Annotated in this window: 22 protein-coding genes; 13 read left to right on the forward strand and 9 right to left on the reverse strand. The window is 37.5% G+C overall.

Annotated elements, in window-relative coordinates; all coding sequences use genetic code 11:
* Positions 1 to 33: 33 nt before the first annotated feature.
* Entirely contained in the window at positions 34 to 1,065 is a 1,032-nt protein-coding gene (locus CS937_RS16410) for a zinc-binding dehydrogenase (RefSeq protein WP_099159547.1), read from the forward strand.
* Between the two features lie 406 nt (positions 1,066 to 1,471).
* Positions 1,472 to 2,524, forward strand: coding sequence for a galactitol-1-phosphate 5-dehydrogenase (locus CS937_RS16415; protein ID WP_099159548.1), 1,053 nt, complete (start codon positions 1,472 to 1,474; stop codon positions 2,522 to 2,524).
* A gap of 21 nt (positions 2,525 to 2,545) precedes the next feature.
* Here the strand turns inward: CS937_RS16415 and CS937_RS16420 are convergent, their stop codons facing one another.
* The 4 genes from CS937_RS16420 to CS937_RS16435 all read right to left on the reverse strand — a co-directional run bounded on the left by CS937_RS16420 (position 2,546) and on the right by CS937_RS16435 (position 5,622).
* Positions 2,546 to 3,202: a YkyA family protein gene (locus CS937_RS16420; RefSeq protein ID WP_099159549.1), complete on the reverse strand. Its 657-nt coding sequence runs from the start codon at positions 3,200 to 3,202 to the stop codon at positions 2,546 to 2,548.
* Positions 3,203 to 3,226: 24 nt separating this feature from the next.
* Positions 3,227 to 4,138, reverse strand: coding sequence for a polysaccharide deacetylase family protein (locus tag CS937_RS16425; protein ID WP_099159550.1), 912 nt, complete (start codon positions 4,136 to 4,138; stop codon positions 3,227 to 3,229).
* A gap of 70 nt (positions 4,139 to 4,208) precedes the next feature.
* A complete protein-coding gene (gene rsiV / locus CS937_RS16430; protein WP_099159551.1) occupies positions 4,209 to 5,096 on the reverse strand; it encodes an anti-sigma-V factor RsiV in 888 nt (295 codons plus the stop codon).
* A 34-nt stretch (positions 5,097 to 5,130) separates the two neighbouring features.
* Positions 5,131 to 5,622, reverse strand: coding sequence for an RNA polymerase sigma factor SigV (locus CS937_RS16435; protein WP_099159552.1), 492 nt, complete (start codon positions 5,620 to 5,622; stop codon positions 5,131 to 5,133).
* Between the two features lie 254 nt (positions 5,623 to 5,876).
* Here CS937_RS16435 and CS937_RS16440 point away from each other — a divergent pair, with 254 nt between their 5' ends.
* Positions 5,877 to 6,098 carry a DUF1659 domain-containing protein gene (locus CS937_RS16440; RefSeq protein ID WP_099159553.1) on the forward strand — a complete coding sequence of 74 codons (222 nt, stop codon included), beginning with the start codon at positions 5,877 to 5,879 and terminating at the stop codon, positions 6,096 to 6,098.
* A 31-nt stretch (positions 6,099 to 6,129) separates the two neighbouring features.
* On the forward strand, positions 6,130 to 6,345 hold the full coding sequence (locus CS937_RS16445) for a DUF2922 domain-containing protein (protein ID WP_099159554.1): 216 nt from the start codon (positions 6,130 to 6,132) through the stop codon (positions 6,343 to 6,345).
* Positions 6,346 to 6,468: 123 nt separating this feature from the next.
* Here CS937_RS16445 and CS937_RS16450 read toward each other — a convergent pair whose 3' ends face one another.
* Entirely contained in the window at positions 6,469 to 7,641 is a 1,173-nt protein-coding gene (locus CS937_RS16450; RefSeq protein WP_099160096.1) for an ROK family protein, read from the reverse strand.
* Between the two features lie 138 nt (positions 7,642 to 7,779).
* Here CS937_RS16450 and CS937_RS16455 point away from each other — a divergent pair, with 138 nt between their 5' ends.
* The 4 genes from CS937_RS16455 to CS937_RS16470 all read left to right on the forward strand — a co-directional run bounded on the left by CS937_RS16455 (position 7,780) and on the right by CS937_RS16470 (position 12,851).
* On the forward strand, positions 7,780 to 9,087 hold the full coding sequence (locus CS937_RS16455; protein ID WP_099159555.1) for an extracellular solute-binding protein: 1,308 nt from the start codon (positions 7,780 to 7,782) through the stop codon (positions 9,085 to 9,087).
* Between the two features lie 425 nt (positions 9,088 to 9,512).
* Positions 9,513 to 10,391, forward strand: a complete 879-nt coding sequence (locus CS937_RS16460; protein WP_099159556.1) for a carbohydrate ABC transporter permease — start codon at positions 9,513 to 9,515, stop codon at positions 10,389 to 10,391.
* A gap of 15 nt (positions 10,392 to 10,406) precedes the next feature.
* Positions 10,407 to 11,228, forward strand: coding sequence for a carbohydrate ABC transporter permease (locus CS937_RS16465; RefSeq protein ID WP_099159557.1), 822 nt, complete (start codon positions 10,407 to 10,409; stop codon positions 11,226 to 11,228).
* A gap of 15 nt (positions 11,229 to 11,243) precedes the next feature.
* Positions 11,244 to 12,851, forward strand: coding sequence for a glycoside hydrolase family 43 protein (locus tag CS937_RS16470; RefSeq protein WP_099159558.1), 1,608 nt, complete (start codon positions 11,244 to 11,246; stop codon positions 12,849 to 12,851).
* A 39-nt stretch (positions 12,852 to 12,890) separates the two neighbouring features.
* Here CS937_RS16470 and CS937_RS16475 read toward each other — a convergent pair whose 3' ends face one another.
* Positions 12,891 to 13,508, reverse strand: a complete 618-nt coding sequence (locus CS937_RS16475) for a YesL family protein (RefSeq protein WP_099159559.1) — start codon at positions 13,506 to 13,508, stop codon at positions 12,891 to 12,893.
* A gap of 195 nt (positions 13,509 to 13,703) precedes the next feature.
* Between CS937_RS16475 and xylA the strand changes: the two genes are divergently transcribed.
* Together xylA and xylB are read left to right on the forward strand one after the other, a co-directional pair.
* A complete protein-coding gene (gene xylA / locus CS937_RS16480; protein WP_099159560.1) occupies positions 13,704 to 15,059 on the forward strand; it encodes a xylose isomerase in 1,356 nt (451 codons plus the stop codon).
* A gap of 110 nt (positions 15,060 to 15,169) precedes the next feature.
* Positions 15,170 to 16,669 carry a xylulokinase gene (gene xylB / locus CS937_RS16485; protein ID WP_099159561.1) on the forward strand — a complete coding sequence of 500 codons (1,500 nt, stop codon included), beginning with the start codon at positions 15,170 to 15,172 and terminating at the stop codon, positions 16,667 to 16,669.
* 490 nt (positions 16,670 to 17,159) lie between these two features.
* Here xylB and xylE read toward each other — a convergent pair whose 3' ends face one another.
* Positions 17,160 to 18,563 (reverse strand): D-xylose transporter XylE, encoded by a 1,404-nt coding sequence (gene xylE, locus CS937_RS16490; RefSeq protein WP_099159562.1) that lies wholly within the window; start codon positions 18,561 to 18,563, stop codon positions 17,160 to 17,162.
* A 296-nt stretch (positions 18,564 to 18,859) separates the two neighbouring features.
* Between xylE and CS937_RS16495 the strand changes: the two genes are divergently transcribed.
* Entirely contained in the window at positions 18,860 to 19,660 is an 801-nt protein-coding gene (locus tag CS937_RS16495) for an alpha/beta fold hydrolase (RefSeq protein ID WP_099159563.1), read from the forward strand.
* 540 nt (positions 19,661 to 20,200) lie between these two features.
* On the opposite strand, the gene CS937_RS19850 is transcribed toward CS937_RS16495, so the two are convergent.
* Both CS937_RS19850 and CS937_RS16500 read right to left on the reverse strand, forming a co-directional pair.
* The gene (locus tag CS937_RS19850) at positions 20,201 to 20,329 is read right to left on the reverse strand and encodes an NAD-glutamate dehydrogenase (RefSeq protein WP_141554368.1); all 129 of its coding nucleotides are present in this window, start codon (positions 20,327 to 20,329) and stop codon (positions 20,201 to 20,203) included.
* Positions 20,330 to 20,441: 112 nt separating this feature from the next.
* Complete coding sequence (locus tag CS937_RS16500) at positions 20,442 to 21,227, reverse strand: HAD family hydrolase (RefSeq protein ID WP_099159564.1); 786 nt, start codon at positions 21,225 to 21,227, stop codon at positions 20,442 to 20,444.
* Positions 21,228 to 21,628: 401 nt separating this feature from the next.
* On the opposite strand from CS937_RS16500, the gene CS937_RS19560 reads away from it, so the two are divergent.
* Both CS937_RS19560 and CS937_RS16505 read left to right on the forward strand, forming a co-directional pair.
* Positions 21,629 to 21,790, forward strand: coding sequence for a hypothetical protein (locus CS937_RS19560; RefSeq protein ID WP_176555865.1), 162 nt, complete (start codon positions 21,629 to 21,631; stop codon positions 21,788 to 21,790).
* 334 nt (positions 21,791 to 22,124) lie between these two features.
* A complete protein-coding gene (locus CS937_RS16505) occupies positions 22,125 to 23,108 on the forward strand; it encodes a LacI family DNA-binding transcriptional regulator (RefSeq protein WP_099159565.1) in 984 nt (327 codons plus the stop codon).
* The last annotated feature ends 18 nt before the right edge of the window (positions 23,109 to 23,126 follow it).

Consider the following 23,126-nt stretch of genomic DNA (forward strand, 5'->3'; position numbering starts at 1 on the left):
ACGAATATAAACTAATTATCAGGAGGAGTTTATATGAAAGCACTAGTAAAAACAGCACACGGTTTCGGAAATCTGAAAATTCAGGATAAAGAAGAGCCACAGGTCGGAATTGGCCAAGTAAAAATTGAAGTAAAATACGCGGGAATTTGTGGTTCTGATATTCATACTTATGAAGGGAATTACAAAGTAGGCGTACCGGTGACATTGGGGCATGAATTTTCGGGTGAAGTAGTCGAGGTAGGCGAGAATGTTACAGAATTTAAACCAGGGGATCGTGTCACGTCAGAAACGACTTTCTATATTTGCGGTGAATGTAACTACTGTCAGTCAGGCGATTATAACCTATGCAATTATCGAAAAGGTCTTGGGACACAACAGGATGGTGGCTTTGCCAAATATTTAATTGCACGTAAAGAGAGTGTTCATAAGCTTCCGGAAAATGTCGATTATCAATCTGCTGCGATGACGGAACCATTAGCGTGTACACATCATGCTGTTGCCAAAACAGAAATTGATGAAGGCGATATTGTTGTTGTAATTGGCCCTGGACCAATTGGTTTGTTTACAGCACAGGTTGCGAAAAGCCGTGGCGCTAAGGTTCTAATCACGGGATTAACAAATGATAAGGTCCGTTTAGAAAAAGCAAAAGAATTAGGTATTGACTATGCCGTTAATGCTCAGGAGGAGGATATTAAGGAAATTGTTAACGAGTTGACGGATGGCTATGGAGCCGATGTCGTATTTGAATGCTCCGGTGCGGTTCCAGCAGCTAGACAGGGACTTGATCTTCTTCGAAAAAAAGGGCAATACGGTCAGGTTGGACTTTTCGCTGATCCACAAGTCCAATTTGACCTTGAAAAAATTATTCAAAAAGAAATCCGGGTGGTCGGTAGCAGAAGTCAAAAATCTACTGATTGGGAACCTTCACTCGCACTTATGAACGATGGGCGTGTTAATGCAAAAGCTATGGTAACACATGAATTTGATATTACCCAATGGGATGAAGCATACCAGGTAATTAAAAGCGGTGAAGCAATTAAGGTATTATTAACTCCTGCTGAATAAAATTTTTGATATTAATTGGAACAAGTAGAGCAATAGTAATCATTACTGGCCAAACATCCACTGCTAGCTAATAAGTTTTAAAAAAGGGAAGCAGGGACATTACTAAACTTCTTAAGTATATTTCCGGAGTGGATTATAGCACCAACCAGTATATCATTCGGATTTTTCTTTGGTTAAAACACTTTTGTCCCGGCCTTTATCAATTAATAGAAATGAGGGATATAAAATGGTCGATACATTAATAGATTTTATGATAGGGCCCTTCAGATCTATAAGTCAATTTTACTTTGAACATCAATTAATATTTAACTCTATCGTATTAGGAGTAGTTTTGATAAATATTTTTAGTAAGAAAAAGCAATCAACAAACTAATGAGACATTGCAAATGTGGAAAGGGTGAAAGAGATGAGATCCCTTAAGCTTTATGGTAAACAGGATTTACGCTTTGAAGAAGCAGATAGGCCATTTATTGAAAAACCAGATGACGTCATTATAAAGGTGAAGGCAGTTGGTATTTGTGGTTCTGATATTTCAAGATATAGAAAGCTGGGGCCATATGTAGAAGGAACCATTTTCGGTCATGAGTTTGCAGGTGAAGTAGTTGAGGTGGGACCCGAAGTGACGGGTATAAAAGTAGGTGATCGTGTAGCGGGATGCCCTACTTTTTATTGTGGTAAGTGTGAAAGCTGTAAAAAAGGTGAGTTAGCACGATGCGAAAAGCTTCATGTTATGGGTGCGTTTTATCCTGGAGCCTATGCGGAATTTGCAAAATTACCTGTAGAAAATATCATATCTATTCCAGATACCGTTGACTTTGACACAGCTGCAATGATAGAGCCTTCAGCCGTTGTTGTACATGGATTTGATCGTACGAATATGCAGCCAGGTGCAGAAGTTGCCGTAATGGGCTGTGGAAATATTGGGCTGTTAGCAGTTCAATGGGCAAAAATCTTTGGTGCGAAAACTGTCTACGCAATCGATATTGACGATGATAAGCTTGTTATTGCCAAAGAAGCTGGTGCAGATGTCCTCATCAATTCGAAGGAACAACCTGCCCATGAACAAATTATGGAGTATACAAACGGATCTGGCGTTGATGTTGCGATTGAATCTGCTGGATCACCAATTACCTCTGCACAGGTCTTTGCTTTGCCAAAAAAAGGCGGTCAAGTAGTGTTTATGGGTATTCCTTATGCGGATATTACTATTGAACGCTTTTATTTTGAAAAAATTGTACGTAATGAATTAACTGTTTTAGGTTCATGGAATGCAATCACCGGGCCATTCCCTGGCAAGGAGTGGAGCACAACTGTCCATTACATGAGCACAGGACAAATAAATGTTCAGCCAATTATTTCTCATCGATTACAATTACGTGAAGGACCTGAAACGTTTAATAAAATTATAAACAGAGACGGTATATTTGGAAAAGTATTGTTTTATCCAGAATTAGGATAAGAACTGGAGCGGGACAAGGGGTCAGACCCCTTGTCCCGCTCTATCTTGATAATATTGTTTTTTTGCTGCATTATATTTTGCTGTGAATTGATTAAATTGTTCCTCTATTTTTAGCATTTCGGTATGTGCTTGATTAATCGTTTTGATCTGTTTATCAATCTCTGTAGCGTTTATGTCCTTTTCCTGCATACATGTATAAAGGTTTTGGTTAAGTTTTAATATGTTTTCGTATTTTTTGTAATAATTCTCTATCAAATCGTGACGTTTTTCCATTACTTGTACTATCTTGCTTACTTTTACCTTTTGCTCTTTTGCTTTTATTTTCTCCATATTAGTCTCGACGGATAAAATGTTCCTATATGCTTTATCAAAGCTTTCCTTTGTTCCATTTAACGTCCGTTTTAAATTTGCGTTATATTCTTGTGCTTCTTTCAATTTTTTTCTAACTTGGTTTTCTTGATCCATTGTAAGTGATGTGATTTCTTGATAGGCAGCCTGTTCCTCGTGACCAAGCTCAGATAAATTCTGTTGCTTCGCAGCAAACTTTTCTTCCATTTGTGCAGATTTTTCCAAGTTCGAATAAATTTGTTCAGCTATTTTTTCATCATGATTACATCCTGTAAGTAGTAACCCCACAATTATCATAGAGTACAGCATTGCAATTAACTCTTTAAACAATTTAAAACGCTCCTAACATCATCACTAAATAGCATAACAACGCCCATTACATGTGAACGTTAATGCAGGAACCTCATTTGTTATTTTTTTCGTTTGATAGCCATTTTTCTTCAGGTATCCTAACAGTTGTGGTAAATAGCGAATTGTTTTCTTTCGATCGTGCATAAGTACAACTGGTGTTTGATCTGCTTGCTCAAGCTTTTCGATTTCCTGAATTGTTTGCTTTACATAGCGTTTATCCCCCAATTCCCAATCTTTACTGTCCACATTCCAATCCCAGATTTTAAACCCATTTTGATAAAGTAAATAACGCATATCATCTGTTAAATACGGAACACTGCCATAAGGAAGTCGAACTAACTTAGAACGTATACCAGTAATTTCTTGTAAAATTTGCTGTGCTTCTGTCATTTCTTTTGTTGGTGCTGTCTTGTCAGCGTATATGTCATGAACGCTGTGCGATATTCCGTGCAGTCCTAATCCTAATCCTTGATTTGCGATTCGTTTCACAACTTCTGAATGTTGTTTTATATTAGGTCCGATCATAAAAAAGGTTGCTTTAGCATCATAATGATCAAGTACTTGCAGTAATTCGGTTGTATGCGTTGTTGGGCCATCGTCAAATGTTAAATATATAGCTTTGTCCTTTTGATCCTTTTTACGTTGTTCTTCTCTGTTTTGCGCCACTGATTCTTCCTTTTCCTTTAATTTTTTTGCTTGAATCGATTGGTTCAGTTTAGATTTCGAAAACATTTCTTTCGATTCAAAAGTAGGAATTAAAGGTTCTGCTGCATTGGATGGAACGGCTTTCTCTTTTTTATGGGCTTCTTTTTCAGAATGACTATCCATCAATCCAACAATAAAAAATAATGATAAGGTCATAAGTACAAACACCAGAAATTTGCCCTGACGATTTAGTTGTCTTCGTTTCTTCATCAAGTATTCCCCCAGCCACTTTTATCGTTGTTGTACGTAAATCCTCCGTCTTAATCAGCGGTGGATACGATTAATGAATATATTTATTTCCAACTAAAATGTTTTCAATTTTCTTCGTTGGTATAACAAATTCAACTGCACCCATATAACCAGGGGCAACTTCATACTCATTAAAAGCGATTACTAATTTATGGTTTTCATTAATATAAAAATTTTGGTCAGCGTCAATCTGATCAAAGAAATCATCCTCTGGTAATTTTTCTATACCCGCATCGCTAACCCAATATACATTACCTGGGTTATTTTCCATTTGTTCTCTCATTTGCTTTTTGATAATTTCACTAATCGTTTCAATATATTGATCACTTTTAAAAAGAATTGGTAATGTCAGCATAATTTGCTTTTGTTTATCAATTGTATCGAATTTATTAGTCGTGTAGGCAGATGCCTGTGTTTCCACAACTGTTCTTTTGATTGAAAAGATAAGGTCATCATTTGTCATCACTTCATAATTAGTATCTATACGTAAATGACCATCTCCATCTTTTTTCATTTCTTCTATTTCTTTAGTGAACGATTCATACAACTTTTGATTTTCATCCAAATATTTCTGATTAAGACTATTTTCAAATTCTTTATTTTCGAAGTTATTTACTTGTGGAATCTTTATATCGGCGTCATAATTGTTCTCATTCACATGGATCTCCAATACCGTTAATACTTCTATGAAGGAACCAACAACTGGTATTTTAGATAAACTTTTAGCGAATGCAGGGCTCGTATTTATACTCACCATAAAAATTACCACTGCCGCAGCTAAACCGATTATCCATTTAGAGTTTGGCCGAAGCGGCTTTTTTTCTTTTTGTTTTATTGCTTTCTGTACCACCTTATTTAAATCTTTTGGAATAGGGGTATTTTTATACTCCCTTTTCAACTCTTCTAATTTTTTATCCACTACATCCAGCCTCCAAAATCATAATAATAATGATTTAATGCTCCTCATTCATTTCCACACGTAGCAATTCAAGTGCTTTGTATAGTCGTGTTTTTATCGTATTTTTATTTTCATTCAAAACTTCTGCTATTTCATCTATCTTTAAATCCTCAAAAAACCTTAGTATAATAACACTTTTAAATTTTATTGGCAGTTGCTCTAGGGACCTGCGTAAATCAATATCTTGATAGCTGTCGTTTTGCCCGGAACGATAATATTCCAATGTGTCCTCATCAACCAATGACATTCTCTTGTTCTTGCGCAAAAAGTCTAAGGATGAATTCACAACAATTCGATAGAACCAGCTTTTCACGGATTGATTATCTCTTAGGAGATCCTTTTTCAAAATTGCCTTTTCAATGGATTCTTGGACAATGTCCAGGGCGTCTGCAGCATTTTTTACATAACTAAATGCCAGTCGATAAAAATTTTCTTGGTTTTCTATGATAAATGCGATAACTTTATCCTCTGATTTGTTTTTCCTCATGAAGAAAGAGCTCCTTTAAGTTCGATACGTACCTCCCAGGTGTTACAACTAATAGACGCGTTACATAGAAGAAAAGTTGTTTAAGATTAAAAGTTTTTTTGGTGGGACATGGGGTCAGTCCCCGTGTCCCATTACCCCAACGCCGGGACGGAGGGACTGACCCCATGTCCCAATTTGTCATAAAAAAAGTTACTGTTACATGCCACCTATCCCCCCGTACCAATCGATGTTACTTGTGAAAGGAGGGGACAAACATGGCAGTAGCAGAAATTTTTAAATCAACGTTACAGCTTGTTTTTGACGATGGGATTGATCCAACTTCAGGTAAACAAATTTTTAAAACAAAAAGCTTCAACAACGTTAAAACAGAAGCAACAGCTGATCAGCTATATGCAATTGCACAAGCTATGGCACCATTGCAGGAGCGTTCACTTTACAATATTGAACGTGAAGATAGCTCCGAAATTCAAGGTTAGCTTTTATGAAAATTAGAAGGGAGGACGGACAATGAAAAAGTTGGAGCTTAAGTTTTTGAATCAAGATGGGAAAACCATCACCTTTTCATTAGAAAAACCTGTTGAACCAGTGGATCCAGCAGCTGTGAAAAGTGCTATGGAAGAGATCATCACACAAAATGCATTCACATCTTCAGGTGGCGATCTTGTATCAGTCAAGAGTGCTCGTATTGTGGAACGTAATGTGACGGATGTTGAATTGGTGTAAATCTTCAACAGGTAATTTGGGGAGTTTGTTCTATATTTAAGACAGACCAGTGGCAAAAATGATGCCCTGGTCTGTTTTTAATTTATACATTGCTGGGACAATGAACCTGTCCCCCTGTCCCACTCACATCTCAACCTTCAAAAAATTTTCTACTGAAAAGGCTGCTACTCCTAACGCGGTTGAATGTGTGGATAACTCGGAGAAATTTATTTCTAAATCTTTATGATGAAACTTGAGTACTTGATTGTACATTCGATTGTTTAATGATTCTCTGAGCCATTTTTCGGAAGTTGCTAATCGATTGCCAATGATTACTTGCTGTGGATTAAAAATATTGATTATGTTATTGATTCCTACTCCTAAGTAATCACCGATTTTGTTGAATAAAGCTAATGTTTCTGGATCGCCACTAACTGCAAGCTGATTTAGGAATTCTAATGCGTTTTCTTCACTGGATGGTATTTTGACCCCTAATTGTTGGGCATTATGAAGTAAAGCTTTTTCTGATGCATATAATTCCCAGCACCCTTCATTCCCACACCGGCATTTTGGCCCGTTTACCTCAATTGTCATGTGACCTAATTCCCCTGAAAAACCGTTGTTACCTTTATAAAGTTTTCCGTTAAGAATTAAGCCGACACCTATTCCAATTCCCGCACTGACATAAATGATATTATCTAAGTCTTTACCTACACCGAATTTTTTTTCACCGTAGGCCCCAGCATTTGCCTCATTTTCAATGATGATGGGGAGTTCATATTTTTCTTCTAATATATTCTGTAGGTTAATATTTCTCCAGCCTAGATTAGGTGCTACCAGTATTTCTCCGTCAATGCTAACGGTTCCTGGCACACCTATGCCTATGCCTACTATACCATAGGCGCTTTTGGGTGCGGATGTGACTAGATAGTCGATATTATCAAATAATTTATTTTTAATTTCCTCATATGATAATTGACTGAATGTCACCTTTTTTTCATTGCATATATTCCCTTGAAGATCGGTTAACACGCCTAGTAAGTAGTTAACACCTAAATCGATGCCAATTGAATAGCCTGCTTGTTGATTAAATAGCAGCATAACAGGTCTTCTTCCACCGCTAGATTCTCCTGGTCCAGATTCATAGATTAGTTCTTCCTCAAGTAATTCACTAACTAAAGAAGAGACAGTTCCTTTGTTTAATCCAGTATGGTTAGCGATATCTGCACGTGATATAGGGGATTGTTCTTTGATTGTTTCAAGAACAAGTGACTTGTTTCCTTTTTTGACGACGAATTGGTTCCACGTTTGGTTCATAGCTATCTCCATTTCTTTCCCTTTTTCTTTATTATAGCAAAGAATTAAAGTTGAATAAACTTAGTTTACCCAGTAGACAAACAAAGTTATGTTTGCTATTATTGATATGTAATTTAAAACTAAGGGGGTTTTTAGTTAATGAGAAATAAGAAAGCGATTACATTATTGGTTGCTGCGATTGCTTTACTTCTATTTGTAGCCGGTTGTTCAGGCTCAGATGGGGATGGTTCGGAATCAAGTTCTGGTGACACTAAAACAATCAAGTTTATGCACCTGTGGCCGGAAGGTAGTTCAAAGGACCATTACGAAATTGTAAACGAAATCATTGCTGGTTTTGAAGAAGACAATCCAGATGTGAAAGTTGATCTTGAAGTATTAAGTAATGAACAATACAAGGATAAATTAAAAGTATTGTCATCTTCTGGTAAACTTCCCGATGTAGGTATGACATGGCCAGCAGGATTTTTAGAGCCATATGTTGATGGAAATATGTTCGCACCGTTAGATGATGTTTTAGACGGTGGGTTAAAAGATCAATTTGTTTCTGGTACAACAGAGGCTTACCAAGTGGATGGTAAAACATATGGTTTGCCGCTTGAGCTTAATATTGCAACCGTTTTCTATAATAAAAAAATCTTTGAAGAAAATAACTTAGAGGCACCGAAAACATACGAAGAACTTAAGAATGCAATTTCTACATTAAAAGATAATGGAGTTGCTCCAATTGCTTTAGGAAATAAAGATCGCTGGACAGGTTCTTTATGGTATATGTATCTTGCTGACCGAATTGGTGGTTCAGATGTATTAACAAGTGCAATTGATCGATCAGGTTCTTTTGAAGATCCGGCACTTACAGAAGCTGCTGGAAAAGTGCAAGAACTAGTAGATATGGAAGCATTTATTAAAGGGTTCAATGGTCTTGCTGATCAAGAAGCTAAAAGTATGTTTATGAATGGGCAAGCTGCTATGTATCTAATTGCTACTTGGGATTTACCAAACTACACAACAAACGAAGATGTACCTCAAGAATTTAGAGATTCTGTAGGGTACTTTAATTTCCCAACAGTTGAAGGTAAAGGGGATATGACTAGTTTTGTAGGTGGTCCTGGTGTTGGACTATTCGTTTCTGAGGATTCTGAAGTAAAAGAAGAAGCAAAAGCATTTGTTAAGTATTTTGCTGAACAATGGGGAGAAAAGTCTGTTACACAAGCAGGAGTTATTCCTGCAACGAAAGTAAATAGTGAAGAAGTCGATCTTCCTGATTTGTATCTAGATGTGTTAAACGATTTAAATTCTGCAAGTAATATTACATTATTTGCTGATGTTCAAATGAGCCCTGATGTTGCACAGGTGCATTTAGATCAAATCCAAGCATTGTTTGGAGGAGAAGTTACACCGGAGGAATTCACGAAGAAACATGAAGAAGCTCTTGCAAGTGAGGAATAGGATTTTTCTTTAAGGTTCTTTTCGCATAGTTTGTTGCTTTTTACAGAAACTGGGACGTAAATTTATGCTTGGAATAAAAAATTGCCACAGCACTTACGTCGCTGTTTACGTCAATTAATAAATAAGATGCACCATTTCTAGAAAACAACCTTCTTTAAAAATCGTAAAAATTAAAAGAACACTTCAGTCAGATGAGGTGTTCTTTTTTCGACACTAAAACTTAGTTTATCCAGTAGACAAACAAGGGTTAGTTTGGTATTCTAAAACAAATAGAAAAGATATTTGAAAATTTTTAACTGAAAGGAGTTTTTGTTTGAAAAAATAGTAAGCGATTACAATGGGAATTTAATTGTTTTAATATAAACGTATCTTTAAGCGTAAAGATCACGTTTTTCGATTTCATAGAATGATAGGGGGTTGAAGCTATGAATAAAGTTATGTCTAATAAGTTAGTTATCGCTTTATATGTCTTACCTGCACTTCTATTAGTGGGCGTGCTCATATTCATTCCATTAATCCTAAGTGGATATTATGGCTTAATGGAGTGGGATGGTATTGGGACCATGAAATTCATTGGCTTAGAGAATTATAGTAATGCAATAAAGGACCTTAAATTCTGGGATAGTGCATGGCATTCCTTGTTACTAGCAATATTTTCAACACTTAGTTTAGTAATCTATTTAGCTGTATCACTTATCCTTGCTTCCAAAATAAAAGGGGCGGATCTGTTACGGAAAATTTATTTAATTCCAATGCTTTTATCGTCAGTTGCGATTGCACAACTTTGGATAAAAGTATTCAATCCAACGAACGGAATGTTAAACAATATTCTAATGGCAATTGGAGTCGACAGTCCTCCTGCATGGCTGGCTGAGCCGAAGTTTGTACTATTTGCCATCTTCGTTCCGATATTGTGGCAGTATGCAGGTTTTTATATTTTGATTTATTATGCAGCGTTGAAAAATATTCCGGAGTCGTTAGTGGAGGCTGCGAAGATTGATGGGGCATCTGCCTTACAAATCGCGTATAAAATTAAAATACCGTTAATAATGGGCGTCATTAAAGTAACCATTGTACTTGCTATTGTTGGTTCTTTGAAATATTTCGATTTGATTTATGTAATGACTGGCGGCGGACCAAACGGAGCTAGTGAAGTAATGGCATCGTATATGTATAAGCTAGCATTTGCAAGTAATGATTTTGGCTATGGAAGCGCGATAGGTTTCTTGTTATTAATTATTACGTTAATTGTTACCGTTATCATCCGAAAATTGACGGCAACTAAAGAGGAATTACAGTATTAGAAAGGAGTAGATAGAATGGGGCGAATAGGATATGTGTTTCTTTACTTATGTCTTGGAGTCATTGCCATATTTCAGATTTTCCCAATCGTTTGGCTCTTCCTATTTTCGTTAAAAGATAACAGTGAAATCTTTTCCGGATCGCCGTTTGCTTTACCAACAGAATTCAGGTGGGAAAATTATCAAAAGGTCTGGGAAGGCGGAATAGGGGTTTATTTTTTCAATAGTGTTTGGATTACAGGACTTGCGATTATATTAACAGTCTTATTAGCAAGTATGGCTACATTTGCGATTACGCGAATGAATTGGAAGTTTAATAAATTCGTTTTAGGTTTATTCATGGTCGGTCTGATGATTCCAATTCACTCAGCTTTAATACCGCTATTCAACATGTTCTTAAATGTAAACTTAATCGATAATCCATTGTCCATTGTTATAACGTATACGGCTTATAACTTGCCGATTACGATGATGATTTTACTTGGTTTTTATTACACATTACCACGTGAAATTGAGGAAGCAGCCATCATTGATGGATGCTCGATCAACCGTTTATTTTTCCGAATTATTCTACCGATGACTGCACCGGTAATGTCTACTACAGTCATTATTAACATGATATATAACTGGAATGAATTCGTATTTGTTAATACATTTATTAGTTCAGATGAGTATAAAACATTGACAGTAGGAATTCAAAATTTCATTGGACAGTACATGACCGATTGGGGAGCGATTGGTGCAACACTTATTATTAGTATAGTGCCGATACTGCTTGCGTTTATCTTCTTCAGTAACAAGGTTGTTGAAGGTATTTCATCAAGTGCTGTGAAAGGATAGAAAGGTGGATAAAAAATGACAATGATTCAAAATCCGATTTTAACAGGTTTTAATCCAGATCCAAGTATTTGCCGGGCGGGAGAAGATTATTATATTGCTGTTTCTACGTTTGAATGGTTTCCGGGAGTAGGCATTTATCATTCAAAGGATTTAAAAAACTGGCGATTAGTTTCACGTCCACTCAATCGACTAAGTCAATTAAATATGATTGGGAATCCAGATTCTGGTGGGATTTGGGCACCGGCATTATCCTATAGTGACGGAAAGTTCTGGCTCATTTATACCGATGTAAAAGTTACAGAAGGTCAGTGGAAGGATAGCCATAATTACCTTGTTACGTGTGACACGATTGATGGCGAATGGTCTGAGCCCGTATATTTAAATAGTTCAGGCTTTGATCCGTCATTATTCCATGATAATGATGGGAAAAAATATTTGGTGAATATGCTATGGGATCATCGTGTAGGCAACCATAATTTTTATGGCATTGTTCTTCAGGAATATAGCGCAAGTGAGCAGAAACTTGTTGGAAAGTCGGAAGTGATTTTTAAAGGTACGGATGTAAAACTAACAGAAGCACCACATGTATATAAGATGAATGGCTACTACTATCTTTTAACAGCAGAAGGTGGTACCAAATATGATCACCAGGCTACAATTGCCCGCTCAAAAGACTTAAGGGGACCATACGAAGTATACCCTGAAAATCCGTTGATCACGTCCATGCCTTATCCAAGAAATCCATTACAAAAGGCTGGACACGCATCAATCGTTCAGACACATACGGATGAGTGGTTTTTAGTTCATTTAACAGGTCGGCCATTGCCTAGGGACGGGCAACCGTTGTTGGATCCGCGGGGGTATTGTCCACTTGGAAGAGAAACGGCAATTCAACGATTGGAATGGAAAAATGACTGGCCATATGTTGTTGGCGGTAACCAGCCATCAGTTGAAGTTGAAGGGCCAGCTATTGAAGAAGTTAATTGGGAAAAGGGTTATGATGAGAAGGACGACTTTAATACGAATACATTGAATCCACATTTTCAAACATTACGAATTCCATTGGGTGAGGATATTGTTTCACTAACAGATTACCCTGGCCATTTACGATTATATGGAAAAGAATCACTAACATCAAAATTTACGCAAAGCTTTGTAGCGAGACGCTGGCAGCATTTTAATTTTACTGCCGAGACAAAGGTAGCGTTCAACCCTGAAACTTTCCAGCAATCTGCAGGACTAGTGAACTATTATAATACACAGAACTGGACATCATTACAGATCTCCTGGCATGAAGAAAAGGGGAGGATCCTGGAACTCCTAACGTGTGATAACTTTTCGTTTGACCAACCACTAGTGGGTGAGGAAATTGTTATACCGGATCATGTGGAATATGTTTATCTCCGTGTCAATGTGAAAACAACCATTTACGAGTATTCGTATTCGTTTAATGGTGACAATTGGACGGTAATACCTGTGAAATTTGATTCCTATAAGCTGTCTGATGATTACATTCAAGGTGGTGGCTTTTTTACAGGAGCTTTTGTCGGTATGCAGTGTCAGGATACTTCGGGTCAAGGTAAACATGCTGATTTTGATTACTTCTTATATCAAGAAGACTAAAAATAAACACCTCATTCTTACCAAAAAGAATGGGGTGAGTTAGTTATTGTTGCTATCCCTTTTTTCAATTTTTAGGAAAGCATTATACGATAAGCCCATCGTTAGGAATGCATAGATGCTTCCTCCGAAAATAAATGCCAATGCTGGAAGTGCTTGTACGATAAAATAAATAGATACTAGACTGATGATCATAAGGAGGCTATGAAGCGGGCTAATTAACATGATCAAGAAAGCATTCTTTATAACACTAAGCACCTTTAAATCATAATGAACAAAAGCCGGAAAAACATAAAAAGCGAATAGAATAAAGATAAGCATAAACGCGTATAGAGGGATATTTCTCCAGTCTAATACGTTGTTTAGTTGAATATAAAAAATATCAATACCAATAATTGCAACAATACCTGCAACAAATAATCCTAATCGGTTGCTTTTCCAGAAATCGGCTTTATAAAATTCCCAAAATGACTTCATGACTGGGATATCTGAATTACCTTTTATCCATTGACGAACAATAGTAAACATCGCAGTTGTGGCGGGAAAAAAGCCGAGTACAATTCCACCCATAAGTGAAAACAATATCCATAATAGATTCACGTACGCAAATCGTGTTATCCATTCTAATCCACTATAGATTGCTCCGCTTGTCTTATTCATGAATGAACCTCCTAGACTTTGATGGATGTAACTTTTAAAGGTGGTATTTTCTATTATACTGGAATATGTAAGATAGGTAAATCAACTTAGTTTATTTAATAGACAAACTAACTCGTAATTGCTATAATTAATTTATGAAAGCAATTACATTATTGAATTACTTGTTAAATTATAAATCTTTTAGGAGGTATATGAATGGCTTATTTCGAAAATATCAACAAAATTAAATACGAGGGTGCAGCATCAACAAACCCGTATGCATTTAAATTTTACAATCCACAAGAAAAGATTGGCGGCAAAACAATGGAGGAATACCTGCGTTTTGGTGTAGCTTACTGGCATACATTCACAATGGATGGATCTGATCCATTTGGTGCTGGTACAATGGTTCGCCCTTGGGATAAATTTACTGGGATGGACCTTGCTAAAGCACGTTTGGAAGCGGCTTTTGAACTTTTCGAAAAACTGGATGTGCCATTTTTCTGCTTCCATGATGTCGATATTGCACCAGAAGGAAGCAATTTACGAGAGACGAATCAAAACTTAGATACCATTGTAAGTATGATGAAGGATTACATGAAAGATAGCAAAACAAAATTACTTTGGAATACTGCCAACAATTTTACACACCCACGTTTTATCCATGGCGCAGCATCTTCTAACAATGCTGATATTTTTGCTTATTCTGCTGCGAAAGTGAAGAAGGGATTGGAAATTGGAAAAGAGCTAGGCGCAGAAAATTATGTATTCTGGGGTGGCCGTGAAGGATATGAAACACTTCTAAACACAGATTTGAAGCTTGAAATGGATAACTTAGGCCGTTTCTTCCATATGGCTGTTGATTATGCAAAAGAAATTGGATTTGACGCTCAATTCTTAATTGAGCCTAAGCCAAAAGAGCCTACAACACATCAATACGATTTTGATGTAGCCACTGGATTTGCATTTTTACAAAATTATGGACTTCAGGATCACTTCAAGTTTAATATTGAAGCAAACCACGCAACACTTGCAGGGCATACATTTGAACATGAGCTTCGCTACGCACGTGTAAACAATATGCTAGGATCTGTTGATGCTAACCAAGGCGATCCATTAATTGGATGGGATACAGATGAGTTTCCAACAGACTTGTATTCTACAACACTTGCAATGTATGAAATTATTAAAAACGGAGGACTTGGCCGCGGCGGATTGAACTTTGATGCAAAAGTAAGAAGAGGTTCATTTGAGCCAGAAGATTTGTTCCATGCACATATCGCTGGAATGGATAGCTTTGCAGTAGGATTGAAAGTTGCTCAAAAACTAGTTGATGATAATGTATTGGATAGTATTCTAGAAGATCGTTATAGCAGCTACACAGATGGTATCGGCTTAGATATTGTCGAAGGAAAAACAGATTTCCATAAACTAGAAGAACATGCATTAGGGTTAACAGAAATCAAACACCAATCAGGACGTTTGGAAAAAATTAAAGCAACGATTAATCAGTATTTGTTAAGAGCTTTTGCTGGGAATGAGGATTGTGCGCGAGAAATCGACCGGTATTAGGATATATAACTTATGTGCGAGGAGATCGCTCCATATTAGGATAAATCGGTCGATGTGCGCGAGAAATTAACCGGAATTTGAACTATGCAGGCGAGGGATGAGGTGTTGCTTTGAAATACGTTATTGGTATCGATTTGGGTACGAGTGCAGTTAAAATTTTGCTGGTAAATAAAAATGGCGATGTTGTACAAGAGGTCTCTAAAGAATTTGATTTAATCCAGGAAAGAACTGGATATAGTGAACAGGACCCGCATCGTTGGGTGGATCAGACAGTTGCAGGACTGTCTGATCTGCTGAAGGATTTTGACGGCAACAAGGAAGATATTGAAGGAATAAGTTTTTCTGGACAGATGCACGGCCTTGTTTTGCTTGATGAAAATAAAGACGTGTTGCGTAATGCGATTCTTTGGAATGATACGCGGACAACCGAGCAATGCAAGCAAATTTACCACGCAGTTGGTGAAGAGCGCTTACTAAAAATCACGAAAAATCCTGCGTTGGAAGGATTCACGTTGCCCAAAATACTTTGGGTGAAGGCGCATGAGCCAGATCTATATGCGCAGGCAAAAACGTTTGTTTTGCCTAAGGATTACTTACGCTACAAGCTAACAGGTGAATTGCATATGGAATACTCCGATGCTGCTGGAACGTTAGTGTTAAATGTTAGTGAAAAACAGTGGAGTCAGGAAATTTGTGATCTAGTGGGAATTGATAGAGCTCTTTGTCCGCCATTAGTAGATTCACATGAAGTGGTCGGAAAAGTTACTTCTGAAATTGCTCAAGCTACTGGTCTAGCAACTTCAACGCGTGTATTCGCCGGTGGAGCAGACAATGCGTGTGGAGCAATCGGGTCCGGGATCTTAGAAGATGGCAAAACACTTTGCAGTATCGGAACATCTGGTGTCGTGCTTTCCTATGAGTCAAGCAACGATAAAGACTTCCAAGGAAAAGTTCATTATTTCAATCATGGTGCGCCAAATGCCTATTATACGATGGGTGTCACCCTTGCGGCAGGCTACAGCCTAAGTTGGTTTAAAGATGTGTTTGCGAAAGGTGAATCGTTTGAAGATTTAATGACTGATGTAGGATTTGTCCCTGTAGGTTCGAATGGCTTGCTGTTCACACCATATGTAGTTGGGGAAAGGACACCACATGCCGATGCATCTATCCGAGCAAGTTTTATCGGTATGGACAGTTCACATGAAAGAAAGGATTTTGTCCGTGCAGTTATGGAAGGAATCACATTTTCATTGAATGAAGCAATTGCTATTTTTCGTAAACACGGGAAGACCATCGATACGATTGTTTCCACAGGTGGTGGTACGAAAAATGAAGACTGGCTACAAATGCAGGCTGACATTTTCGATGCAAAAATTGTGAAACTTGCTAGTGAACAAGGTCCAGGCATGGGAGCGGCAATGCTTGCTGCCTATGGATGTGGATGGTTCGATTCTTTAAGGGATTGTGCTGACGCGTTTTTGAAAGTTGAGAAGGAATTTTTACCGAAACGTGACAATGTGGAAAAATATAAGAAGTTATTTGCGATTTATCAAGAAGTGTACGGTCAAACAAAAGAGATGAATGAGAGATTAGTGGAATATCGTAAGTAATGTAGAGCACCGGCTTTGTGGCCGGTGTTTTTTAGATGATTGTTGCTTTTAATAGGTGATAGAAAATATGACGTAACTCACCGATACGGAAATACACTACGCACGTCTTAGGGCTTGCGCTGAGTTCTTCGCTCGCAAAGACCGCTTCCTGTAGGGACTCATCTTCATCGCTTTTCTGCAGGAGTTTCCGTGCATTTCCTTCGCTAGTACTGTGCTTACTTTATAATTCCATTTCTTTTATGGGAAATAGAAAAGCATATACTTTTCTTACAAGATGCCCGCAAACACGGAGACTCCCTGGGGTTAGAACGAAGGGTCTATCCCCCCTTGAAAGCGGAGTTATACGATCTGCGAGGCAGACAGCAATAAGAAATACGAAATTAACATAACACTTATGTCGTAGTTTCTATGAACATAACAAACTATGCGATATGAGCCTTGATTAAAAACAAGCATCTACCCGAAAGTAGATGCTTGTTTGGAAACTCTATTAAAGTGCATTCGATTTTTCTGATGGGGTTTTTGTCCAAATACTTTCCATTTGTTCCAGTGATTTTCCGTTTGTTTCAGGAATGAACTTCCAAACAAATATGGCTGAAAGAATGCTCATAATACCGTATATACCATACGTTAGGCCACCACTATACTCCATCATCATCGGATAAGTAGATGATACTAGGTAGTTGGCTGCCCATTGTGCAGCAACTGCGATTGCAACAGCTTGTCCACGAATCTTATTAGGGAAGATTTCTGAGATTAGCACCCAGCAAATTGGTCCCCAAGACATCATAAAAGAAGCTGTGTAGATAATAATGAAAATTAACGTACCAATACTAATGATATTTGCAAATGCCAGGCCGGCTACACCAAACATACCAACAGCCATACCGACAGATCCCATAATCAATAATGGTTTACGTCCCCATTTATCAACTGTCATAATAGCTATAATCGTAAAGATTACATTTACTAATCCCATAACAATCGTCTGTAGCATCGAAGCGTCTTTTGCAGCGCCCATACTTTCAAAAATACGCGGTGCATAATAAAGCGCGACGTTAATACCGACAAACTGCTGGAAGACAGAAAGCATGATACCGATTACAATAACTGTTTTACCATAGGCAAATAACTTCTCGGAAGAAACCGTTACCGTATGTTTGATTTCACTTAAAATAGATTTCGCTTCTCTAGATCCGTTAATTTTAGTTAAAATAGCTAATGCTCGATCATCTTCCCCATTTAAGGATAGATAACGAGGTGTTTCCGGTACAAAAAATAAAAAGATAAAGAACAATAAAGCTGGAATTGCTTCTGAAGCAAACATATATCTCCAACCGATATCATTGATCCATGCTAACGATTGTCCGTTTGCAATGCCCCAGTTGACAAAATAAACAACAAGCATACCGAAAATGATTGCAAACTGGTTAAAAGAAACTAAGCGTCCACGAATTTTAGCAGGAGCAATTTCCCCGATATACATCGGAACAATAGCAGATGCCAAACCAACCCCAATTCCACCAATTATTCGGTATAAATTGAATGTAAGCAATAACGCAATTGTCGGGTTTCCTTTTTCAAAAAATAGAAATTCCGGATAAGCAGAACCGAGCGCCGATAATAAGAAAAGAACAGCAGCAAAAATCAGTGAATTCCGGCGTCCGAATTTAGATGAAAAATAACCAGATACAATCCCTCCGATGATACAGCCGATCAGTGCGCTTGAAATGGTCGCACCATGTGCTAAAGAACCTAAACCCAGTTCGCTAAAATATGTTTCTATTGATTTTTCAGCACCAGATATAACGGCAGTATCATAACCGAAGAGTAATCCGCCAAGTGTAGCGACTAACGTAATTGAAAAAATATAAAGTGAGTTTTGTTGTTTCATAAGTTAAGTTAGGACAGATCATACGTATTATGCAAGAAGATTAACGCAATTGCTTAATAGCGCTTTCATTTTATAAATACAAACGCTTTCATTTGCATATTTAGAATATCTGTCCTGTCTCCTTTCCATTATTATAAAGCGCTTTATTTTATATGCTTTATTGTATCATTATATACTTAGTTTGTCTATCGTTCAAACTAAGTATAATACACTATCTTTTATTGAAATATTCAGTATTGATTGCTGCGATTAGACATAGAATGATAGTGTGAAAAAAAAGGAAGGAAGTGTTCCCAATGCCATATGCAGAAGTCGATTCACAAACAAAGCTTTACTATGAAGAACAAGGAAAAGGTCAACCTGTCATTTTTGTCCACGGCGTCATGATGAGCAGTAAATTTTTTCATAAACAGATTCCATACTTCAGCAAAAAATACCGTACCATCACGCTAGACCTCCGAGGACACGGACAATCATCTAAAGTGGAACATGGTCATACCGTAGCCCAATATGCCAGGGATTTGCAAAAGTTTATAGGGTTACTAGATTTAAAGAATGTGATTTTAGTTGGCTGGTCAATGGGTGCGTTTGTGTTATGGGACTATGTGAACCAATTTGGAACGGAAAATGTGAAGGCACTGACTGTTGTCGACCAATCTCCATCCGATTACATATGGCCTGAGTGGGAGTTTGGTGCATTTGATTTTGAGACAATTAAAGGTGTGATGCAGGCAATTCAGGAAGACCAAAATGCTTTCAACAGTGACTTCATATACGGTATGTTTAAGGAACAACCCGATCCGAAAGACCATGAATGGATATTAGCTGAAATGAATAAGCTACCAGCATCAATCGAAAGTACGATCGTATTTAACCAGACAGCCGTTGATTATCGGGATACTCTGTCTAATGTCGATGTACCAACATTGATTTGTTTCGGCAGCGTAGGATTTTTCCCTGTTGCAGCAGGTGAATATATTCAAGAACGAATTCCTGGTTCGAAATTAGTGGCATTTGAAAATAGTAGTCATTTGCTGTTTTTAGAGGAAACGGAGAAGTTCAATTGGGAGTTGGATGCCTTTTTTAGTGGGGTGTAGTGTAGGCGGCGCAAATCGTGCGGAAATGACGTGGATTGCGCAGTTAGAAGTGCTGACGCACGAAGATGATGAATAACCTTGCAATAAGAGGCAGTGATCGCGCGAAAAAGCATAGTAATCGTGCAATAAGAGGGAAAGCGCGCGAAACAGAGTATATTCGCTCAATAATGAGTGGTGCCCGTGCGAAAAAGAGGATAATCGCGCAATAAGAGGCAGTGTCCGTGCGAAAAAGCATAGTAATCGCGCAATAAGAGGGAGAGCGCGCGAAACAGAGTATAATCGCGCAATAATGAGTGGTGCCCGTGCGAAACAGAGTATAATCGCGCAATAATGAGTGGTGCCCGTGCGAAAAAGAGGATAATCGCGCAATAAGAGGCAGTGCCCGTGCGAAAAAGCATAGTAATCGCGCAATAACGAGTGCCAAGCGCGCGAAAAAGAGGAGTAACCGCGCCATAACAAGTACCGCTCGCGCATAAAAGAGAAAAAACCCTTCAATACCATAGTCAACAATTATAGAGGAGCAAGCACTCCTCTACAAAACTATTTCTTTTTCAGATGCCTTAAATATCCCATTGATGCAGCGTAGGCGGCTGTTCTGGCTGGGACACCTTTTTCAATTAAACGTTCTGCGGTTTTTTCGATTTTTTCACCGGCACCTTCCATTTTCATGTTTAGTCCTCCCCTCACATTTCATTATTTGCAAAAGGAGTTATATTATTTACGTAATAAATTCCAAAAACTTGTATTATTAAAATGAGATGTGAGCTCTTTTTTGTCCGACTTATTTAACTAATCCTAAGCTCTGTAAACCATTAAAAATCCCTGATTCCTCAACAGTTGTAGTTTTATGTTTTGCGTATTCAAAAAGTTCTGGGGCGGCGTTACCCATGGCAAAACTTTCTCCAACGGTTTGAAGCATTTCTTTGTCATTCATCCCGTCGCCAAAGGCAATTGCATTTTCTTTAGGAATATCTAAGCGTTCAAGTACACGTTTGATTGCCTCACCTTTGTTGACTGTTTTTCGGATTACATCATAGCAATGCTGAAGTCCTTTAACATTTACTCGAGAAAGATGGATGTTTGTTTCTAATTCATATAATGCAGCTTGTGACGGATTTAGCTTCATTATGGTGGTTCCTAAGACACGATCAGTTATTTCCTGTGTAAGTAAATTATTGTAAGTCATTTGAAATGTTTCAATAAATTTTTTAACTTCAGGAGTATCTAAAGTAGTGAAATAATTTTTTTCGTCTGTATAACATACAACATCATGATTATTAGTTTGTGCAATTTTTAAAAATTCCTCGATAGTATTTTTATCCATCGGTTCATTTAGAATGGTCTCGTTCTGGTAAATGGCAAGTGCACCATTATAGCCAATAAACGAGTCAACCCCAAGCTCATCTGCAAGCTTTCTAATTTCATGAATTGGTCGTCCAGTTGCAAGGAATACTTCTATTCCTTTGTCTTGTACCTGAGCAATTGCTTCCTTTGTTGAAATAGTATAAGTATGATCTGGCTTTAGGATTGTTCCATCGATGTCTAGAAAGAGTATGTTGTAATTCATATTCGTCTCCTTATGTCTAATAATATATATGAAAGTTTATCATATTGGGACATCATGTGCTGAAAAAAATGCTTAAAAGTGAAAAACATTGTCGGAAGAAACTATTTCCCGGGAAATAGTTGGTGTAATGTAGGGGATGATGTAGGATATTGCAAAAAATCTGGTGACACCAATTATTTTCCTTAATTAATAAAATATATTTTTCACAACTCTTATTGGTGTATATTTCAAATTTCGACTAAAGGAAAAAATGAATATCAAAGACAGTTACTTATACAAAATTTATTTTTACATAGTTGCATTATCTTATCAAAAAACTATTCTGATGGTAAATATTAAAGTGGTAGTTTAACTAAATAATGTTAAAATAGTTATAGGATGATATTGGGGGGTGGAGACTATTGGATAACGAGATGAAAGAATCATTTCGTGAAATTTTTGACCGTTTAGATGGAGTCGACAAGAGTATTGGAAAAATGAATAGTCGATTTGATGGAGTCTACAAAAATCTTATGGGAATGAATAAGCGTCTCGATCGAATGGATAGCCGCTTCGATACTTGAGAGAATGATGTAAAAGAAGTTAAAGCTGGTCAAGATAGGCTTTATAAAAATATTATCGCTAGCCTAGGGGATTACACGGAAAAGATTGTTGAACATTTTGATGATAATACAGAAGCGTTTAATAAACGTGTTTATGCTGCAGAAACGGATATCCAACGGTTGGCTAGGTAGTTAGACACATGCTCCAAGGACCTTTATCAGGTTCTTTTTTTGTTGGAATTTAAATAAAAATACAATGTAGTTTACAAAATCAATACTAATAGATTATTGACAAATAATTCGCATAATATTAGGATTATTGTAATCGTTTACATGAATGAAAGAAGGTTTTTCCATGGCAACTATCCATGAAGTCGCTCAGAAGGCTGGGGTTTCCGCGGCAACCGTTTCGCGGGTGATAAACAATCGTAATACCGTGTCAGAAAAAACGAGAATGAGGGTGGAGCAAGCTATTCATGAACTGGAGTATGAACCGAGTGTGCTCGGTCGTAATTTACGAAATTCGGAAAGTAGATTGCTTCTTGTTCTGATTCCCAGCATTTCAAACCCTTTTTATTCTGAGATTATTAATGGTATTGAGGACACTGCTATAGCTCAAGGTTACAATATTCTTCTATGTGAAACGGATTCCAATCCTAATAGAGAGGCGATCTATTTTAATATGATCAGGAACCGACTGGCAGATGGGATTATATCGATGGACCCGACTGTTAATAAAGAGAAATTAATTGAACTAGCTAATACGTATCCAATCGTACAATGTAGTGAGTATGAGAAAGATGGAAGTATTTCATATGTGACAATTGATAATGAATTAGCGGCGTATCAAGCGGTGAAACATTTAATTAAATTGGGGCAGAAAAAAATTGCGCTCATCAATTCGGATGAAAAGTTTTTATATGCTAGGGAACGCAGGCAGGGCTATGAAAAAGCAATGCGGGAGTTCGGTTTGCCAATCAAAAGTGAGTGGATTTACATTACCGACCAATTGGGGTTTCAAAGCGGACAACAAGCAATGAGAGTGCTGTTAAATCTTGCTGATCGTCCGACAGCTGTGTTTGCTGTCTCCGATATTCTTGCAATTGGAGCATTGAAAGAGATAAATATAAATGATTTGCGGGTTCCACAGGATATAGCGATAGTTGGGTTTGATAAAATTAGTTTTTCGAATATGACGCATCCAACGTTAACTACTGTAGCGCAGCCGATGTATAAGATGGGATGTTTGTCTGTAAATATGCTCATCAATAAGATTAGAGGGAAGAAAGTAGATAGCATTGTTATGGATCATGAGCTTGTTATTCGTCAATCTACATAAATTAAAAATTGAGGTGTT

Origin of the sequence: Virgibacillus ndiopensis (assembly GCF_900187325.1) — a bacterium.
Lineage (GTDB): Bacteria > Bacillota > Bacilli > Bacillales > Amphibacillaceae > Virgibacillus_E > Virgibacillus_E ndiopensis.

Bases quoted from the DNA above. Each gene is read 5' to 3' on its own strand.
- CS937_RS16410 (WP_099159547.1), top strand. From the start codon at position 34: ATGAAAGCACTAGTAAAAACAGCACACGGTTTCGGAAATCTGAAAATT.
- CS937_RS16415 (WP_099159548.1), top strand. From the start codon at position 1,472: ATGAGATCCCTTAAGCTTTATGGTAAACAGGATTTACGCTTTGAAGAA.
- CS937_RS16425 (WP_099159550.1), bottom strand. From the start codon at position 4,138: ATGAAGAAACGAAGACAACTAAATCGTCAGGGCAAATTTCTGGTGTTT.
- CS937_RS16435 (WP_099159552.1), bottom strand. From the start codon at position 5,622: ATGAGGAAAAACAAATCAGAGGATAAAGTTATCGCATTTATCATAGAA.
- CS937_RS16440 (WP_099159553.1), top strand. From the start codon at position 5,877: ATGGCAGTAGCAGAAATTTTTAAATCAACGTTACAGCTTGTTTTTGAC.
- CS937_RS16445 (WP_099159554.1), top strand. From the start codon at position 6,130: ATGAAAAAGTTGGAGCTTAAGTTTTTGAATCAAGATGGGAAAACCATC.
- CS937_RS16450 (WP_099160096.1), bottom strand. From the start codon at position 7,641: ATGAACCAAACGTGGAACCAATTCGTCGTCAAAAAAGGAAACAAGTCA.
- CS937_RS16455 (WP_099159555.1), top strand. From the start codon at position 7,780: ATGAGAAATAAGAAAGCGATTACATTATTGGTTGCTGCGATTGCTTTA.
- CS937_RS16460 (WP_099159556.1), top strand. From the start codon at position 9,513: ATGAATAAAGTTATGTCTAATAAGTTAGTTATCGCTTTATATGTCTTA.
- CS937_RS16465 (WP_099159557.1), top strand. From the start codon at position 10,407: ATGGGGCGAATAGGATATGTGTTTCTTTACTTATGTCTTGGAGTCATT.
- CS937_RS16470 (WP_099159558.1), top strand. From the start codon at position 11,244: ATGACAATGATTCAAAATCCGATTTTAACAGGTTTTAATCCAGATCCA.
- CS937_RS16475 (WP_099159559.1), bottom strand. From the start codon at position 13,508: ATGAATAAGACAAGCGGAGCAATCTATAGTGGATTAGAATGGATAACA.
- xylA (WP_099159560.1), top strand. From the start codon at position 13,704: ATGGCTTATTTCGAAAATATCAACAAAATTAAATACGAGGGTGCAGCA.
- xylE (WP_099159562.1), bottom strand. From the start codon at position 18,563: ATGAAACAACAAAACTCACTTTATATTTTTTCAATTACGTTAGTCGCT.
- CS937_RS16495 (WP_099159563.1), top strand. From the start codon at position 18,860: ATGCCATATGCAGAAGTCGATTCACAAACAAAGCTTTACTATGAAGAA.
- CS937_RS19850 (WP_141554368.1), bottom strand. From the start codon at position 20,329: ATGAAAATGGAAGGTGCCGGTGAAAAAATCGAAAAAACCGCAGAACGT.
- CS937_RS16500 (WP_099159564.1), bottom strand. From the start codon at position 21,227: ATGAATTACAACATACTCTTTCTAGACATCGATGGAACAATCCTAAAG.
- CS937_RS16505 (WP_099159565.1), top strand. From the start codon at position 22,125: ATGGCAACTATCCATGAAGTCGCTCAGAAGGCTGGGGTTTCCGCGGCA.